The organism is Methanolobus sp. WCC5 (genome assembly GCF_045690325.1).
Classification (GTDB): domain Archaea; phylum Halobacteriota; class Methanosarcinia; order Methanosarcinales; family Methanosarcinaceae; genus Methanolobus.
In genome coordinates this window covers 1,662,938-1,680,375 of record NZ_CP146981.1, presented here as the reverse complement: position 1 = coordinate 1,680,375, position 17,438 = coordinate 1,662,938, and the positions used below count along the sequence as shown (strand labels likewise).

General features: G+C 43.9%; 22 protein-coding genes. 7 read left to right on the top strand and 15 right to left on the bottom strand.

Going from position 1 to position 17,438, the window contains the following annotated elements:
- Window positions 1-7 precede the first annotated feature (7 nt).
- On the bottom strand, window positions 8-496 hold the full coding sequence (locus tag V7O64_RS08140; RefSeq protein WP_407354931.1) for a ferritin family protein: 489 nt from the start codon (window positions 494-496) through the stop codon (window positions 8-10).
- A gap of 270 nt (window positions 497-766) precedes the next feature.
- On the opposite strand from V7O64_RS08140, the gene V7O64_RS08135 reads away from it, so the two are divergent.
- Both V7O64_RS08135 and V7O64_RS08130 read left to right on the top strand, forming a co-directional pair.
- Window positions 767-1,870 (top strand): inositol-3-phosphate synthase, encoded by a 1,104-nt coding sequence (locus tag V7O64_RS08135; RefSeq protein WP_407354930.1) that lies wholly within the window; start codon window positions 767-769, stop codon window positions 1,868-1,870.
- Between the two features lie 14 nt (window positions 1,871-1,884).
- Window positions 1,885-2,712 carry a hypothetical protein gene (locus V7O64_RS08130; protein WP_407354929.1) on the top strand — a complete coding sequence of 276 codons (828 nt, stop codon included), beginning with the start codon at window positions 1,885-1,887 and terminating at the stop codon, window positions 2,710-2,712.
- Here V7O64_RS08130 and afpA read toward each other — a convergent pair.
- From afpA to V7O64_RS08090, 8 genes are all read right to left on the bottom strand, one after another.
- Window positions 2,709-3,254, bottom strand: coding sequence for an archaeoflavoprotein AfpA (afpA, locus tag V7O64_RS08125; protein WP_407354928.1), 546 nt, complete (start codon window positions 3,252-3,254; stop codon window positions 2,709-2,711). The two genes, V7O64_RS08130 and afpA, sit on opposite strands and share 4 nt — an antisense overlap.
- A gap of 16 nt (window positions 3,255-3,270) precedes the next feature.
- On the bottom strand, window positions 3,271-3,939 hold the full coding sequence (locus V7O64_RS08120; protein WP_407357295.1) for a ferredoxin--NADP reductase: 669 nt from the start codon (window positions 3,937-3,939) through the stop codon (window positions 3,271-3,273).
- Window positions 3,940-3,982: 43 nt separating this feature from the next.
- A complete protein-coding gene (locus tag V7O64_RS08115; RefSeq protein ID WP_407354927.1) occupies window positions 3,983-4,612 on the bottom strand; it encodes a flavodoxin family protein in 630 nt (209 codons plus the stop codon).
- A 20-nt stretch (window positions 4,613-4,632) separates the two neighbouring features.
- A complete protein-coding gene (locus V7O64_RS08110) occupies window positions 4,633-4,824 on the bottom strand; it encodes a ferredoxin family protein (protein ID WP_407354926.1) in 192 nt (63 codons plus the stop codon).
- A 13-nt stretch (window positions 4,825-4,837) separates the two neighbouring features.
- The gene (locus V7O64_RS08105; RefSeq protein WP_407354925.1) at window positions 4,838-6,265 is read right to left on the bottom strand and encodes a multiheme c-type cytochrome; all 1,428 of its coding nucleotides are present in this window, start codon (window positions 6,263-6,265) and stop codon (window positions 4,838-4,840) included.
- 69 nt (window positions 6,266-6,334) lie between these two features.
- Window positions 6,335-6,652 (bottom strand): carboxymuconolactone decarboxylase family protein, encoded by a 318-nt coding sequence (locus V7O64_RS08100; RefSeq protein WP_407357294.1) that lies wholly within the window; start codon window positions 6,650-6,652, stop codon window positions 6,335-6,337.
- Window positions 6,653-6,760: 108 nt separating this feature from the next.
- Window positions 6,761-6,979: a DUF2180 family protein gene (locus V7O64_RS08095; protein WP_407354924.1), complete on the bottom strand. Its 219-nt coding sequence runs from the start codon at window positions 6,977-6,979 to the stop codon at window positions 6,761-6,763.
- A gap of 8 nt (window positions 6,980-6,987) precedes the next feature.
- Window positions 6,988-7,227 carry a DUF2180 family protein gene (locus tag V7O64_RS08090; protein ID WP_407354923.1) on the bottom strand — a complete coding sequence of 80 codons (240 nt, stop codon included), beginning with the start codon at window positions 7,225-7,227 and terminating at the stop codon, window positions 6,988-6,990.
- A 386-nt stretch (window positions 7,228-7,613) separates the two neighbouring features.
- On the opposite strand from V7O64_RS08090, the gene mer reads away from it, so the two are divergent.
- The 4 genes from mer (at window position 7,614) to V7O64_RS08070 (ending at window position 11,876) form a co-directional block, all read left to right on the top strand.
- Complete coding sequence (mer, locus tag V7O64_RS08085) at window positions 7,614-8,594, top strand: 5,10-methylenetetrahydromethanopterin reductase (protein ID WP_407354922.1); 981 nt, start codon at window positions 7,614-7,616, stop codon at window positions 8,592-8,594.
- Between the two features lie 26 nt (window positions 8,595-8,620).
- Window positions 8,621-9,649 carry a F420H2 dehydrogenase subunit FpoF gene (fpoF, locus tag V7O64_RS08080; RefSeq protein WP_407354921.1) on the top strand — a complete coding sequence of 343 codons (1,029 nt, stop codon included), beginning with the start codon at window positions 8,621-8,623 and terminating at the stop codon, window positions 9,647-9,649.
- A gap of 9 nt (window positions 9,650-9,658) precedes the next feature.
- Window positions 9,659-10,177 carry a nicotinamide-nucleotide adenylyltransferase gene (locus V7O64_RS08075; protein ID WP_407354920.1) on the top strand — a complete coding sequence of 173 codons (519 nt, stop codon included), beginning with the start codon at window positions 9,659-9,661 and terminating at the stop codon, window positions 10,175-10,177.
- Window positions 10,178-10,457: 280 nt separating this feature from the next.
- A complete protein-coding gene (locus V7O64_RS08070) occupies window positions 10,458-11,876 on the top strand; it encodes a transposase (protein ID WP_407354919.1) in 1,419 nt (472 codons plus the stop codon).
- A gap of 44 nt (window positions 11,877-11,920) precedes the next feature.
- Here V7O64_RS08070 and arsB read toward each other — a convergent pair whose 3' ends face one another.
- Entirely contained in the window at window positions 11,921-12,976 is a 1,056-nt protein-coding gene (gene arsB, locus V7O64_RS08065; RefSeq protein WP_407354918.1) for an ACR3 family arsenite efflux transporter, read from the bottom strand.
- A 19-nt stretch (window positions 12,977-12,995) separates the two neighbouring features.
- Window positions 12,996-13,850, bottom strand: coding sequence for a universal stress protein (locus V7O64_RS08060; RefSeq protein WP_407354917.1), 855 nt, complete (start codon window positions 13,848-13,850; stop codon window positions 12,996-12,998).
- Window positions 13,851-13,993: 143 nt separating this feature from the next.
- On the opposite strand from V7O64_RS08060, the gene V7O64_RS08055 reads away from it, so the two are divergent.
- Window positions 13,994-14,326: an ArsR/SmtB family transcription factor gene (locus V7O64_RS08055; RefSeq protein WP_407354916.1), complete on the top strand. Its 333-nt coding sequence runs from the start codon at window positions 13,994-13,996 to the stop codon at window positions 14,324-14,326.
- 40 nt (window positions 14,327-14,366) lie between these two features.
- Here the strand turns inward: V7O64_RS08055 and V7O64_RS08050 are convergent, their stop codons facing one another.
- From V7O64_RS08050 to V7O64_RS08035, 4 genes are all read right to left on the bottom strand, one after another.
- Complete coding sequence (locus tag V7O64_RS08050) at window positions 14,367-15,344, bottom strand: arsenic resistance protein (protein WP_407354915.1); 978 nt, start codon at window positions 15,342-15,344, stop codon at window positions 14,367-14,369.
- 104 nt (window positions 15,345-15,448) lie between these two features.
- Window positions 15,449-16,249, bottom strand: a complete 801-nt coding sequence (locus V7O64_RS08045; protein WP_407354914.1) for a (Fe-S)-binding protein — start codon at window positions 16,247-16,249, stop codon at window positions 15,449-15,451.
- An 84-nt stretch (window positions 16,250-16,333) separates the two neighbouring features.
- Complete coding sequence (locus tag V7O64_RS08040; protein WP_407354913.1) at window positions 16,334-16,981, bottom strand: tetrahydromethanopterin S-methyltransferase subunit A; 648 nt, start codon at window positions 16,979-16,981, stop codon at window positions 16,334-16,336.
- Between the two features lie 50 nt (window positions 16,982-17,031).
- The gene (locus V7O64_RS08035) at window positions 17,032-17,430 is read right to left on the bottom strand and encodes a putative zinc-binding protein (protein WP_407354912.1); all 399 of its coding nucleotides are present in this window, start codon (window positions 17,428-17,430) and stop codon (window positions 17,032-17,034) included.
- Window positions 17,431-17,438: the final 8 nt, after the last annotated feature.

Below are 17,438 nucleotides of genomic sequence, written 5' to 3'. Positions count from 1 at the left end.
CCGACACTTATGTCTGCATCCTGAACTCGGTTGCTGCATCAAGCAGCTCATCAATTATCATGTAGTGCCCTCTTTCCGCAGCAGCTACCTTTTCATAGAATATCCGTTGTTCTTCATCCTCGGCCCTTTTTGCAAGCTCTGTGTAGAAATATTCGCTTTTGTGCTCGAATCTGAGGGCTGCCAGGAGTATGCCTATCTCTTCCAGCTTCTCATCGGAGAATTCCTCGGTGAAGGATGCTTCGAATTTAGGATAACTGAATTCGACTTCCGGGACCTTTTTGCTGTCCCTGTATTGTTTCAGATATTCAGCATGCTTCTTTTCCTCGTCTGCAAGGAATATGTATAGCTTACTGGCGGTCTCATTCTTCATGACGGATGCCTTTTCGCTGTAATATGCCATCCCCTCTTCTTCAAGTTCTATTGCCAGGGCAATTGCTTCATCCAGTGTTTCCAGCTGATCAAGTTCTTCTGCTATCTCGTGTAGTATGTCTCTCATTTTGGAATCTCCTTTAAGCAATAATATATCCATTCTAATTTACAGTACCATCGCAATTCATCCCGGCGAAGGTAAACCCACCGTACCACTTATCTGATTATGACCTAATATACCTTTCGAGCTTGTTTTATTCATCCGCAATCATATTTTTTTAAAAAAAGTTGTCTACTAGCTCCTGTTTAGAAAACTTTTTATTTGTAACAATACATCTATGAGGTTATATTTTATCTCTCATCATTTTCAAAAGATCACTTTTATAGAGGTATTTGAATGGACAAAATCAAGATTGCAATTGCAGGTATTGGCAATTGTGCAAGCTCTCTGATCCAGGGCATTGAGTATTATAGGAATAAGGAAGAAAAAGATGCAATTGGCCTGATGCATTGGGACATCGGTGGTTACAGGCCATTTGATATTGAAGTTGTTGCAGCATTTGATATTGACAAAAGGAAAGTTGGGGCGGATGTTTCAGAGGCCATTTTTGCACCACCTAACTGTACGGTGGTGTTCTGTCAGGAAATACCCAAAAATGGTGTGATAGTGAAAATGGGTCGCATTCTTGATGGTGTTTCCGATCATATGGCAAATTACAGTGAGAACCGGAGATTTGTACCTTCCGGGGAGAAGGAAGCAGATAAAGAACAGATAGTAAAGGAACTGAAGGATTCAGGGGCTGAGATATTACTTAACTATCTGCCTGTGGGCTCAGAGGAAGCTACGCGTTTCTATGCCGAATGTGCCCTTGAGGCCGGAGTTGCCTATATTAACAACATGCCTGTTTTCATAGTGAGCAACCCGGAATGGGCGGCAAGGTTCAAGGAAAGGGGCATTCCTATCATTGGTGATGATATCAAGGCCCAGCTTGGTGCTACGATCACCCACAGGATGCTTGCAGACCTTTTCCGCAAGCGTGGTGTGAAACTGGAGAGGACCTATCAGCTTAACACCGGAGGTAATACTGACTTCCTTAACATGCTTAACAGGAACAGGCTTGAATCAAAGAAGGAGTCAAAAACCGAGGCTGTTCAATCTGTTCTGGGACAGAGGATGGATGATGACAACATTCACGTAGGTCCGAGTGATTATGTAGCATGGCAGAATGATAATAAGGTCTGCTTCCTGAGGATGGAAGGTAAACTCTTCGGTGATGTACCGATGAACCTGGAGCTTCGTCTGTCGGTGGAGGACTCACCTAATTCCGCAGGTGTGGTGATAGATGCTATAAGATGCTGCAAACTTGCACTTAAAAGGGGCATTGGTGGCATCCTGTATTCTCCTTCCTCATATTTCATGAAACATCCTCCTAAGCAGTTTACAGACGATGAAGCCTACATGATGACAGATGAGTTCATCAGGGGTCTTCGGGATAACTGAGCAGGATACTGCATATGACCTTTGCAGCCATCGGAAGAAAGCGCAGGATATATGGTGTTGATTTCAGTGGTGCAAAGGATGCCGGTCGCAAGATATGGATAAGTGAAGGCATTGTGGATGGTGACGGACTTGTCCTTCTGGATTGTTATCCGGTATATGAACTTGTTCCGTATAAGTCCAAAGGAAGGGATGTCTGTCTTTCTGCTCTGCGTGACCTTATAGTGTCGGATCCACAGTCGGTATTCGGAATGGATTTTCCTTTCAGCCTTCCTGATAAAGTAATGTCAGGGGAGGACTGGTATACCTTTGTGGAAAATTTCCCTCATAGCTACCATACACCTGAGGATTTCCGAAAAGCAATGCAGGCCACCGGCGGCAGCAACGAGCTGAAACGCCTTACAGATGCAGAGGTGAAAGCTCCTTTCAGTGTGTATAATCTTTGGGTCTACAAACAGACATACTATGGAATATGCGATATTGTAAATCCCCTTGTTGCGTCAGGGCATATTTGTGCCCTTCCAATGCAGGTGCCACGGGAAGATAAGCCCTGGCTTATGGAGATCTGCCCGGCATCAACATTGAAGAGTGAAGGGCTGTACATGACCTATAAGGGCAGGTCAGAAAAAGAGAAAAGAACAAGAGAACACATCCTTGAAGAAATACTCAATAAAGGTGTATCTGTCCCTGAACATATTCAGGAAAGGATTATCAATAACAGAGATGGTGATGCCCTGGACAGCTTTATAGCGGCTTATGCCACATTCAGATCCATTGCAACACTGGATGATATCATCGGCAGACTGCCGGATATCTATCTAAGGGAAGGATATACCTTCTTTTAATCCTTGCTTATTCCGAGGATATCGTAGATGTCCTCCGGTCTGTTGATGACGGTTATATTCTCCATCTGCGCAAGTTTTTCGGTGTTGGATACATCCACTTCGCGCATTTTCAGTTCCATTACCCTTCCTTCAGGTGAGTATGTCTTTACAGTACCTCTTTTCTGGTCAACCGGAAGTATGTAGATAGGTGTATCGCCCTTGGCTGTCTGCGCAACGACATTCGTTACGAGGGTATCAGCAATACCATATACTATCTTTGCAACAGTGTTTGCAGTAGTTGGTGCAATTATGAGTGCATCGTAGTATCCTACCTGAAGTGGTCCTGCAATGAATGGTGAGTTTGGCCCTGCATCGGTCTTGAAGTTAGGGAAATCCTTCTGTATGTCATTCCACATACGATACCATTTCATGACAGTTTCGCCTTCTTTGGAAAGGAATACCATTATCTCTATGTTGCTCTTCTTTTTGATGTCAACCATCATTTCATACGTTTCTTTTATGAGATCCCCTGAACCTGTGATCCCCCATGCTATCCTCTTCATGATTCCTCCTCTATGTTCAATATCCTGTCAATGATTCCTTGTTTATCCTGCTGTCCGGTATTCTCATATTGTGCAGCATCTCTACCATCGCTTCCACCATTGGTGGTGGCCCGCAGATATAGAATACCCGCTCAGCATAGTCCGGCAGTTCCCTTAGGATGAGATTCTCACAGATGCGTTCCCTGCAGCCTGTCCAGTTTTCGGAGGCCCTTGTAAGTGTGTTGAACACTGTAAGTCCCGGATTATGTCTTTTCATTTCTTCAAGCTCTTCAACAAATATCATGTCCTGCTCTGTCTTATCACTGCATATCAGCATTATATCCGTGCTGAGCTTCATATCTGTGCAATATTTGCAGATGCTTATCATCGGTGTGATCCCTATACCACCACTTAGAAGTGCTATCTTTTCGTATTCACCTTCAAAGGTCATCTTCCCAAACGCTCCCCTGATAGTTGCAGTATCCCCTGTAACCATTGCATCAAGCATATTGGAGAACTCATGCCCGGTGAGTTTTTTAGTGAATTCTATATGGTCTTTTTCCGTGGGGCTGCTTGAAAGGGTGAAGGGTTTGCCTGTCTTTTTTCCATTGGTACTGAGAGTGACTGTTATGTACTGGCCTGCTTTGTAGTCAAAATCTGCAGGTCTTTGAAACCTGAAACTCTTCACATTATATGCCCTTTTGATAATTTCCGTGACATGTCCACTGAATTCCAGGTCTGCTCCCTCCTTAATGGCTCTCCTCTATATCCTTCATTGCAATTGCGGTCTTTATCAGCTTATTAACGGTCCTGTGAAGGCTACGTATCCCCTCGGGATCATCTGCAACTCCTTCTGCTCCTTTGTCCTTTGACCAGAAAGTACCACCCAGGTTCGATCCGAATGAACCGCCTGCAACAGGTATCATCTCACTTATAACGTAAAAGTTAAGGATCGTCTGAATGGCAGGTTCCTGTCCGCCTATCCTGTCCCCCCCGACAGCTGTTGCAGCACCCACCTTGTTCAGGAATACCTTTGGATTCCTGGCAACGACAGCACGACATCTGTCCATTATTGTTTTTGTCTGTGCACTTAACGTACCCTGATATACGGGAGTGCCGATTATCCATGCATCGGCCCATAACATTTTGTCATAGAGCTCCACAAGATCGTCTTTGTGTATACAGCCCTCCTTCTTACGAATGCAATAATCACAGTGGATGCAGAATTTCATGTTCTTGCCACTGGCAGAGAAATACTCTGTATCTGCATCGAATTTTTCCTGTGCATATCTGAGGGCTTCGTTGACAATATAGTCTGTGGATTTTTTCCTGGGGCTTCCTGAGATTCCCAGTAAACGAATGCTTCTGTCACCGGACATTGTGGCACTCCTTTATGTTATTACTCTAAGGTAATTGCTTCTGTGGGACAGGCATCTACACAGTTGCCGCATTCGACACAGTCATCAGGACGGGCGATGATGGCTTTGAGAGCTCCGTTATCATCCTCTCCTATGTCTATGACCTCAGTAGGACATGACTCGGCACACGCGCCGATCCCTTCACATATGTTCTTATCAACCTTTGGTATCATTTCCAGTTCTCCTCTAATTTCTCTTGAATATGTACATCATCATGGCCATTACCATGGCAGTTATAAATACGCCAAAACCAGGTGTTGTTGGTGCTGTTGATGTTGTTTCTGTTCTCTCTTCCGGGGGGGTGTCCGGATGGTATATTGTACCGGAAACCTCGTTCATACGGATAACAGGTACTTCATATGTCCCATGACCAAACAGTTTATCGATGAGCTGCTGTGGGGCTGACCTGTAGTTCAGCATGGTTTGCACTTTCAGCGGATAAACAACGTCTTCAGGAAGGATGAACGTGTGCTCTTCATTAACGGTTTCCTCTGGTCCTATCCTGTTGTCTTCCAGTACCCTGTCAGCCAGCCAGAAACTTTCGGTTGCATTTCCTTCACTGTCGCCCAGGACGGTGTTGTATATTATTTTTGCAGACCCGATGTTCCCCTCAGTGTCCAGGGCACCTGCATGATATATCTCCTTTCCTTCATTATCAGTGACCTTTACTTCAAGCCATACCTGGCGGATCTCGGAAACTCCTGTAGGTATGTTATGGCCGGCTCCTGAATTGGTTATTGATGCCCGGATCGTTAGCTCAGTTCCTTGTGCTGCCGTCTGCGGTGAACTTACCTGAAGAGTTGCTGCATTCTGTAGCCTTTCAATTGCTTTTTGTGCGACATCCTGTGCCCCCATGATCTCTGGGATGAATGCATTTGCTCCTACGATCTCGTGCGATGAGATGTGATCCCTTTTAGGACCTCCCGTGCCCGCACGTCCGGGATTTGCCTTGAATTCCGTGATTCCTTCTGTCATGTGGCAATCCTGGCACACCACATTGTCCCTGCCATACTGGCTGTCCTTCCAGGTCGAGTAGGTGTCGTCAATGACAAGTCCGTTCACCGGATGTATCACTTCATGACACATTCCACAGTACTCTGCCTGTGTGTATAGCTCAAGATAATCCGTTTCATGATACGAAGGCGTAGCATCACCATATGGTCCCCATTTTACATTGCCGGGTGTGACTGTGAAGGGTGCATTCCCTATCCCGTCACTTCCTGATACTACATGGCAGAAATCACACTGAACCCCAAGTTTTGAGATATCGCTCATCCCTGATCCGTCTACAGGCGGTATCTCACCGGATACGACACCAATGGGAGTGTGGCAACGGGAGCAGAATTCATCAACCAGACCGTCGGTATCATGGCTTGCGACCTTCACCTCTTCCAGATAGAACGGGTCAAGATATGCATTGAAATGCATCGTGCCCTCCCAGTCCCCATAGATCACAGCATGACATTGCCGGCATGTGCTTTCATAGGTAAAGTCATCGGCAGAGTATTCACCGAACTTTGTAGGCTCGGCAGCACATGAGAAACTGCAGGTCACAGCTAACAACAGAATTGTTGAAGTAAGAAGCAAACTGCTTCCTATAAATGTCCTCCTCATCCCCTATCCTCCTGGTATTGATCAATAGTTTCCTGATTGTTCAGAAGGGCCGGTTTGGCCCCTGTGTTCTTATTTTAGCAGTTTAAGTGCATCTCTGCATGCGGCAACTGCAGGGGCGCCCGATGTTATGAAAATGACATCCATCGCTTCCATTATCTCTTCTTTTGTTGCTCCGTTGTTCAGGGCACTCCTCATCTGTGATACAACACAGCGCTCGCACTGTTTTGATGCAACAACTGCAAGTGCCATCAGTATTTTTGTTTTTGCAGGCAGTGCCCCGTCCTTGAGCAGCCTGTGGTTGCACATGTTGTACTTGTGAAGGAACTCAGGTTCAAGTTCCCCTAGTGTCTCAAGTATCTGGGGTGTGAATCCCAGTTTATCGGACATATCGTCTATTATCTCTCTGTGTCCGCATCCTTTTCCGCTTTCTCTTTCTCCGCACATGTTATCCTTATCTCCTTTATCTTCCTGATATCCTTCTTTTGTTTTCCTGATTCAGTCAAATCCATCTTCTATTGTCTGGTTAAAGCAGTAGTGGCACATTATCCTGGGCAATCCGTTAGGAAGCCTTTCAACATGAGGTGGCTGTCCTACAGATACGGGAAGCTCGAGCTCTTTAATGTGGCCGCTGCAAAGACCTTTTCCGCAAGTTATACAGACACAGGTTGCTTCGGTGTCCTTTCCTTCTTCCATGCAGTCATAACATTTCATCATGATATCACCTAGTAGTTCTCCTTCAGGGCTTTATGACAGGGGATACAGAGCACTTTTTTCCAGTGCTGGACATCTTTGTAATCACAGGCAACTCCCATGCCGCATTTTAGCTTTATGCTGTATTCGCCCTCCCATACAGGTGTCTCTTCCCTGGTCAGGTGTTCTTTACAGACCCCTCTCCCGCAGATTATGCAGATAGCCACTGTGTCGCTATCCTTTCCATTTTTTGCACATTCGTAGCATTTCATGATGATCACTCTCTTCAAAATCCTCTCTGTTTGAAAACGATCTTTTCCAGATTCATATGTTTATAGCAGTAAATGCTTTTGAAGGGCAGCGGTCTATGCACCTCCCCTACATCGCCACCTCCTGCAAATATGAACATTATTTCTTCTGACATTTACCGGATATATCTGTATCGGTAAACACATATTCATCTTTTACATATTGTTCATCTCTTTGCAGTTCTTTTTTCTGCAAATCCGGGCTTGAGTATGTGTAGCTTTGTGTTTGTTCGGGTTATTTTGTTTTCGTGTGGCGCGTATATTTTTCATATGTTTCCCGCCATCAAACCAACAAAGTTTTAAATATGTACAGATACCTGAATAGGAACACACTTTAGAGGAGGATTCAAATGACATTTGGAATAGAATTTGTACCTAGCGACCCGGTTTTGAAAATAGCACACTATGCAAAACTTGCTGAACAGCAGGGCTTTGACAACGTATGGATCACCGACCACTACAACAACCGTGATGTATATTCCACTTTAACTGTGCTCGCTATGAACACAAACAGTATCAAGCTTGGAACAGGTGTCACAAACCCCTACACAAGGAATGTAGCTGTAACAGCATCAAGCATTGCTTCAATCAATGAGATCTCAGGCGGCCGTGCAATTCTCGGTCTTGGTCCTGGAGATAAGGCAACCTTTGATGCAATGGGTATTTCATGGGACAAGCCACTGACCATGACAAAGGAGAGCATCTCAGCACTTCGCAGCTTCTTCTCTGGTAAAAAGGTAAACCAGGATGGGGAAATGGTTAAGATCAGCGGTGCAAAGATGGCGTTCAATGCAGGCAATGTACCTATCTACATGGGTGCACAGGGTCCCAAGATGCTCGAACTTGCAGGAGAGGTGGCAGATGGTGTCCTGATCAATGCATCACACCCCAAGGACTTTGAAGTAGCCGTACAGCAGATAGCATCCGGTGCAAAGAAGGCAGGACGCGACCCCAAGGAAGTTGATGTTGCAGCATACGCATGCTTCTCAATCGACAAGGATGCAGCAAAGGCAGCAAAGGCAGCACAGGTCGTAGTTGCATTCATCGTTGCCGGTTCACCTGACATGGTACTTGAGCGCCACGGCATTGACGTAGCTGCAAAAGCTGACATTGGCGGTGCAATCGCAAAGGGTGACTTCGGTGCACTCATGGGCGGCATGGTCACAGATGACATGATGGAGGCATTCTCTATCTGCGGAACACCTGATGACTGTAAGGCAAGGATCAATGACCTGCTTGACATCGGTGTGACACAGATAGTTGCAGGCTCCCCAATAGGACCTGACAAAGAGAAGGCTATCAAGCTCATCGGTAAAGAAATAATCGGATAAACGAAAAAACACGTCGGAGGCAGTTAATGGCCCATCCAAAGATATTAGAGGTCATTGAACACGACGTCTGTACTGCTTGTGGGGCATGCGTATCTGCATGTCCTGCTGGCGCAATTGTTATGAACAAGCGTGCAGAGGTCCGTGACCCTGATAATTTAGAATTCTACGTCAAGGGAGCAGCACCTAACGTATGTGAGGATTGTCTTACATGCGGCAGATTATGTCCTGTTATTGACGGATATGTTGAAGATGAATTTGCAAATGTTAAAGAGTTCTTCGGAGCAAAGAGCGCTATCAAAGGTCAGGATGGTGGTGTCACATCAATACTGGCTAAGGCTTTACTTGAGACCGGTACGGTAGATTGCATTGTCGGTATCACCAAGGATGATAAGTGGGGTACTGAACTTATACTTATGACCAAACCAGAAGATGTTGACAGGACAACAGGTACCAAGTATACTTACGATTCAGTTCTTTCAGCTCTCAGGGAACCCTTTGAGAAATATGACAAAATAGGTGTCATTGGCGTACCCTGTCAGGCACATGGTGCACGTCTCATTGTTGAGAACACTAACGACAAGATAGTTGTGATCCTTGGTCTGTTGTGCATGGAAAGTTTCTATCATGATGTAATGACCGAGAAGATCGTTCCTGAAATAATGGGGCTTGATCTTGATGATGTAGTGAAGATGGACTTTGGTAAGGGTAAATTCTGGAACTATACAAAGGATGGGGAAGCTCATAGTGTGAAGATCCCTGAAGTTGCCCACTATGCCAGGAATCCGTGCCATCACTGCTGTGACTACACCTCAGTGTCCGCTGATATCTCACTGGGATCAGTGGGGACACCTGATGGATGGAACTGTGTGTTCATACGCACAGACACTGGCAGGAAGATCTTTGACCTGATCAAGGATAAGGTCGAGATAATGGAAGATCCGAAACCTGGAATGGATCTTGTCAAAAAGCTTGCCTTGATGAAACATGATAACAACTCAGGACACTACCTGGAAGTGTGTGAGAAGTTCACATTCGATGAATGTGGCATTCGCTGATGGTTTCCCATGCATATGAGAAGAGCGTTCTATATAGGACGCTTTCAGCCATTTCATCTGGGGCACTATTCCATCATTAAGGATATTGCCCTGGATGTGGATGAGGTAGTAATCGGAATAGGCAGTGCGCAAAAAAGCCACGACCCTCAGAACCCTTTTACCGCAGGCGAGAGGGTGCTGATGATAAAACATGCTCTTGAGGCCGCAGACGTGAAGCACTATGCCATACCCATCGAGGACCTTCAACGAAATTCCGTGTGGGTCTCTCATATCATTTCTATGACACCGCCATTTGATATGGTATATTCTAACAATCCTCTTGTAATCCGCCTTTTCAAGGAAGCAGGTGTCAATGTAAAACAACCCCCTATGTATCAGCGGGAAGGCTACTCCGGCAGTGAGATAAGAAGGCGCATGCTGCTCGATGAGGACTGGAGATCCCTGGTTCCGCATGCAGTGGCGGATGTAATTGATGAGATCGATGGTGTCAACAGGCTTAAAAGCGTTTCAGGATCGGATATGGATTAAGCATTCATTTTTTATATTATATATTTATATTCTACATATTATACATTTATACAAAAAAATGAGAGGATATTTATGAACCTTAACTCCGCCTATTTTAGGGAATAACTTTCTTTTCAATCATTGCTACTAATGCTGTTTCTTCTTCTCACTATCTTTCATGTAGTAGTTGCGAACTATGTTTATCTTCTATATTTTTATGATAATGTCCCTTATTGAATTAGAAATTTTGTATTTCAACAAGGCAAAATCTATATGTACAATGTAAACCCTATAGGGAATAATGGAAGAATGGGCACATAACTGGTTAACCGAGCAGCGCAAGCTTGGGGAAAAGGGGTTGGAGATTAAAACCTTTAGTAAAGGGTACTATGTCTATCGATCAACCACTTACTGGGACAAAGAATTAAAGAAACGCAGAAAGACCTCAACATATCTGGGGAAACTGGACAAAGACAAGGGTTTAATAGATAGCCAGAAAACAGTCATATCCAACAAAAGAGTTCGCTCACTATGGGAATATGGAAACTCTTCACTACTTCATACTGCAATGGAGGATCTTATTGCACCACTGCAGAATGCTTTTGGCGAAATATGGGAAGAGATATACGCCCTTGCACTTGTGCGCATAACAGGTCATGTACCACTTAAAAGAGCAGGTGTTGTCTGGGAAAAACTCTATCCTGTAGTAGATATGCAACCTTCGATGACTCCTAAGAACCTATCTAAGGTTCTCAAAGAAGTAGGAGTAAATCGCAAAGCACAAAATGATATCTTCAGAGAGTTATCAAGTAAGGATAAACATCTTGTTTATGACCTCAGTGCAATATTTACTCGTTCAGAAGGAATCAACTTTGCTGAAAAAGGATACAATAAAGAGCACTTCTATATCCCTCAAATAAACTTTGCACTGCTATGCACGGCAAATGAGAATTTGCCAACAATGATGAGAATCCTTCCCGGATCAGTTAGGGATGTTAAATCACTTGCATTATCCATTCAGGAAGTTGGAGTTGAAGACAAGACGCTTATCCTTGATAGAGGATTTTGTTCAAAGACTTCAGTGAAAATATTGAAGAAACAAAAATTGACATTTGTCATCCCCACAAGGAGAAATAGTGTCCTTTACAACAAGCCAATGGAACTTAATGCGCATTTCTTCTACCATGAACGCCTTATCAAAAGTGGGAAATGGGAAGAAGATGAAACTTTTCTTTATCTGTTTGAGGATAATGAGCTGAGAAAGGAAGAAGAATATACCCTCTACAAACGTTATGATGAAAAGAAGATAACTGAAGAGGAATTTAACGAAAGCCTCAAAAAAGCAGGGAGGATCTTACTGATCTCAAACCTGGATATGGAATGTGAAGATATCTTTCTGATGTATAAGAAAAGAGATTGTGTCGAAAAGCATTATGATACGTACAAAAACCTTCTTGAGGCGGACAAGATCTATCTCCAGGATAACGAATCTCTATTCGGTCATTTATTCATATCGTTCCTGTCACTTTATGGCTATGCAAAGATTGAGAATTACATACGGGGTGCTTCATTGACTAAAAAGTATTCACCAAGAGATTTGATTGAAATGTTCGGTAAAGTCTATATGATAGATATAGATGGACAAATGATGCTGACAGAAGTACCAAAAAAGATAGAGGATTTAGGAAAAAAGCTAAATCTGGAGTTATTCCCTAAATGAGCAGAGTTAAGGTTATGAAATCATAAACCCTCTTCATTCAAAGATCAAATTGCAGTCCCAAACTGGAATTTAGCCTTATTTCTCTTCATTATGCTTACAAGGTGCAGCATAACGGGCACTTCCACAAGCACTCCTACTACCGTTGCAAGTGTGGCACCTGACCCTGCTCCGAACAATATCAGGGCTACGGCCACTGCCAGCTCAAAGAAGTTGCTGGCACCGATGAACGTAGAAGGTGCAGCTTCCTGATACGGTATCTTCAGTTTCCGGGCTCCCAGGTAGGCTATGAAGAATATCAGGTATGTCTGAATTATCAATGGTATGGCTATCAGCACAATGTGCAGCGGATAGTTGATTATCTTATCTCCCTGGAATATAAAGATAAGGACCAGGGTTATAAGAAGACCTGCCGGAGTAACCCACTCTATTTTTCGTATAAGTTTGTTCTCCAGCCAGGAAACGCCTTTTCTTTTTATTGCGATGTGTCTTGTGATGACCGCAAGGGACAGGGGAATCGCTACATAGAACAATACTGAGAAGAATATGGTCAATACAGGCACCGGGAAACTTGTTGTCACCCCTACAAGAACTGCTCCAAGCGGTGCGAACAGTACGAGTATCAGAAGGTCATTTACAGAGACCTGTACCAATGCGTAATTGATATTACTTCTTGCCAGGTAGGTCCACACAAGGACCATTGCCGTACATGGGGCAAGGCCAAGCAATATCATGCCTGCGATGTATTCTTCCTGCAGTACAGGTGGTATGAGATCGGCAAAGACAATGCTCATGAACAACCATGCTATCAAGGTCATGGTAAAAGGCTTGATGGCCCAGTTAACAATAACCGTAAGTGTAAGAGGTTTTGAGTTTTTCTTGACATTCAGTACCTCTTCAAAGTTGATCTTGAGCATTATAGGGTACATCATTATAAGCAGGACCACTGCTATGGGGATGGAAACATTTGCAAGCTCCATGCCGCCAAGATATTGTGCAAATGATGGGGAAAGGTACCCTATCGCAGTACCCAGTACAATACATATGGCAACCCATATGGACAGATACTTACTGAAAAAATCCAATTCTCTTTCTTCTTCCATTTTTGTCACCTTTCACGTTTCATCTGTCTTTAAAAGGGATCAGAAGCAATGGTTTCTTTGTTCTTTGAAGCAGTTTCTCCGCAGTACTTCCAAGTAATATATCCTTAAAAGACCCGATCCCATGCGTTGTTATCACTATGAGGGTGATATCCATCTCTTCTGCAAGCCTGTCTATCGATTCTGAAGCTTCCCCATCGGTTACGACATAGCTGATCCTTATCCCGTCCTCAAGCTCTTTCCCCAGCTCAGAGAGAAGTTTCATACTTTCATTTTTCTTGTGCTTAAGTTCTTTTTCGTTCTTTGCCTTCTCTACTACATGTACAAATATGATCTGTTCAATGATATCTGTAAAATCCTTTATTTCATCCAGTATTATTTTGGTGTTCTCTGAGAAGTCAACAGGGAGCATTACCTTTGAAAATCTGGCCGAACATGCTTTCCTGCTCATCTCTTCCTCATTTTCAGTGATGATGTTGTACTTTTCAATAAGAATGATCTTTCCTGATCTGCGGGATATGTATTCAGTTGTCCTGCCTGTGCGACGACTTTTGATAAGTCCCGAAGTAGTTGCTCCCATGACAATGCAATCGACATTTTCTTCATCCGCTATTCGGGCAATGGTCTTTTTAACATCCCCTTCTACAACAAGCGTGCTGGCATCAACTTCCACCTCCTCCATCAATTGCCTGTAGTCCTCGATCATTTTCTTTGCGTTTTCTTCAAACATTGGTGCCAGTCCCTGGGCCTGAAATATGTCTACAACGTGTAACAGGATCACTTTTTCCAGGCCGACACTTTTAAGCTCACCGACACAGGAAAGAAGTTCCTCGCTTCCAATGGTGAAATCTGTAGGTACAAGTATGGTCTTTATCATGCTTCCCTCTGATATGTTGTTCAAACAGGACACAATCATCTGTCAATTTGTTTTATTCAGGCTTTGAATATAAGGTCAAATGCTGCATATCAAAACTTGTTGATATGAATACTTATATAAGGTTTGATTTTCTTTTTTTATCCATGAAATGCTGTCCGGCTGACAGGGAACTGAAAGAGGAATGGGAGCAGTATCTTGAACATGAGATCGCTCTGGATGAAGATGAAATTGACCATATGTGCAATGTTTTCAAGGTACTGGGCAATCCCATCAGATTAAGGATAGCGTACCACCTTTTGAAACAGGATTATTGTGTAGAGGCACTGGTCCGTGCATTAAAGGAAAAACAGAACCTTGTATCCCATCATCTCTCTGTAATGAAGAAGAATGGTGTGGTGGGATCTTTCAAAAGTTCAAGATATACATATTACAGGCTGAACCGTGAAATCCGGAACATGCTTATCAGGAAAACATAGTTCCGGTCTTTACCAAAGTGCAGGTGTCTGATGACTATTATCAGCAGATCTCATCCTCACAACCCCATCCATTCCTGACCCATAACAGTGTATGGGCTATGATACCAAGCAAAGGCAGCTCTATAAGCGGCCCTATCACAAGTGCCAGTGCTATCAAAGGCTCCTGCGGGAAGGCTGTAAGTGCAATGGCCAGGACTATCGGGGAATTGCGTGCAAGCGTTGTCAGGTTTAGGCTGGCTGTGTCCTGGTATGAGAAACCAAGATATCTTCCAACCATCTGTCCGGCAATGAACACTATTACAAAGAACAGCAGGACCGGAGTGATGAGTTTGAGCAGTATCAGGGGGTTCTGGACCAGTTGTTCTCCCTGGGATGCAAACATGGACACAATGGCAAGGTTGAGGAAAAGGAACTGTACATGGTCAAGTTTTGGGAAAACTTTTTTTTCAAGCCAGTATTCTCCCTTTATTCCGGGAACTACAGCCTTTGTGACAAGGGAGGCAACAAAAGGAATTAAAAGGACAAGGACGACGCTCTGCATAAGCAGGTAAGGGTCAATGGTTGCAATGGTTCCTGCAAATATCAAAAGGTACACGGGTAATAAGACCAGCTGCAGGATCAGGTTCATGGGAAGAATGGATGCTGACAGGGGTACGTTACCCCGCGCAATCCCTGTGAAGAGCAGATACCAGTCAGTGCAGGGGGTGACCATGAGCATGATAAATCCTATCCACAATGCAGGCGTGTCCCTTAAGAACAAAAATCCCAGAGTAAAGGCCAGCATTGGATTGAATATGAAATTGATCACCGCGCTTATGCCTGCAAATCTCCAGTTCTGAAAGGATTTACCCAGTTGCCTTAGAGGGACCTGTAAAAAGATCCCAAGCAACATAACCATAAGGAAAGGGACGATGAAAATGTCAGCATAATTCCTGGCAAGAGTGCTTTGACCGAGGACAAGACCCACGGCAACTGATACCAATATAAATATGGACTGGTATTTTTCAATAGAGCTCATGATATTTCATACGGCTAAAAGAACGGCTTATGTAAAAAGTGATTAAAAGAGTTACGTTTTTTTATATAATTGTTCCTGTATGCAGGAAAGACCTGTGCTATATTTTACAGGTATTCCATAAGAACTTTGAGGTGCTCCAGGTTGACGGTATATTTCTGTTCTAGCAGCGGAGTACACCTATCCAATGTCGTTTCTTTTGCCATCAGCCTGATAGCAAAGGAATAACAGCTCTGTTCTCCGCAAATATGGCAGTTAGTCCCTGGTAGGTACTTGTATATCTCATTGTGATCCACCCTGACCTTTTCTCCAGAGGATGATGCTTTTATTCCCTTCCTGATAGCATCGTTAATACTTTTCATTAGATCGTTGAGTATCTCTTCTGCCTCGTCGGTATCGGATATCATGGTCATGGTCACATTACCTGTGGAATAGACCGTTATAATGATGCTCCCTTTCTGGATGATCAGCACACCAAGGTTCTCTGAATATCTGGCCCTGGGGTAAAGTGGTTCAAGCAATTTAACTGCTCCCTCCAGAGGAGGTTCCATACGGGCAATTATCCGGTATTTGCTATTATCAGCTATGCACGGGAGGAACTGCCTGATCTCCACTACTTCTATGGGTTTTGTTCCCAGAAGATCTTTTTTTGGCTCAACAGGCTTTTTGTTCCTGGGTTCCAGCATATTCCTTCCAAAATCGGTCAACTCAAGTTTTTCACCCATGATCTCTGTCAGTCCTGCCTGTTGCAAGAGCTGTAAATGATAATCCAGCATGGGATGGCCTATGGCCTTACTCATATCTTCCCTGGACATGCTGCTATCTTTGAGCAAGGTCATTATTTTTCTTCGGATAGCGTTTGACATGGCGTTGCTCACCAGTTTCATCTCTTCAGGGGATCCGGGCATGTTTATCTCTCCTTATATAATGCTCATAATATTCTTACAAAACTATTTGGTCATTAAGGTACATGTTCAAATGGGAAAAACACCTCATTTTCTAATTTTAGACATCACATTCTGCTGAACCATATTCTCATACTTTCTCCAGCTATTCTCATCGATTTGTGGCATTGGGTATTTCCTGGCTTCACTTCTTTCCTTCAGCTTGCAGGAGTCTATCGCCTTCTGAATAGTTTTCGGATCAGTGGTATCTATAAGATCTATAACTTTAATCTCCTTCAAAAAGCGATTAATTGCGGTCATGGGGATCTCATCCAGATAAGGAATCACTCCCTTTGAACCGATTATCTTTTTATAACCGGCCATGGTCGAAACCCCGTTATCCACAAGTGCCATGATAGACTGGCCTGCAAAGTGTTTGCTTTCTTTGCCGCAGACTATCAGGCAGTTGATCCTGGGATTTGAAAGTACATTGACAATTACTTTCTGGATTCCGAAGTTCTCAGTAAAACATGTGCCGCATATTGCATAGTTCTGCAGGCAAGGCTTTCTGGAGTCAGGGGTTAGTGTTTCCTCTGCACGATGTGATTCATCTGCATAAGGATCATGGGTGGAATCCATATTCCTATAGTCAGAGGCAAGTGTTACCACAGCAACCGGGCATTCAGGATCCCCTAGTACATAATCGCCATCTTCAACGGGCCAGCTGTAATTATCTGCTGAGTCTGTTGCAGCCATGGAATACACCTGTATGGCCTGTATGCTTGTTTATCTTATTCATTTCTGTTTCAATTGACCAAGGCGGTCTCTACTTTACTCATCATCTCACTGACATCGCTTTCTTCCAGGTCCAGGCTTCCGCCCTTCTTCATGCCAAGTTCGCTTATCACTATGCCCTTGTCCACTGTGAAACCTGCAAGCTCCAGTGACTTCTTTGCACATAGGAGGGGGCAGCCGTCAATGGCAATGATCTCATCGGTCCCTTCAGTACTCTTTATTATTCCCGGGACCTGACCACCGATACCGACGGTACACATTATCTTTCCTTTTCCCTGTTTAGTAAGCTCAACTGCTACCTTGTTTGCCATCTGTCCTACATTGGAGCCACCGGCACATGCATACAAACCTATAATTGCCGCTTCACATGCACATTTTACTCCTTCTGCTATTTTTATATCTTCTGCCATGATAAATC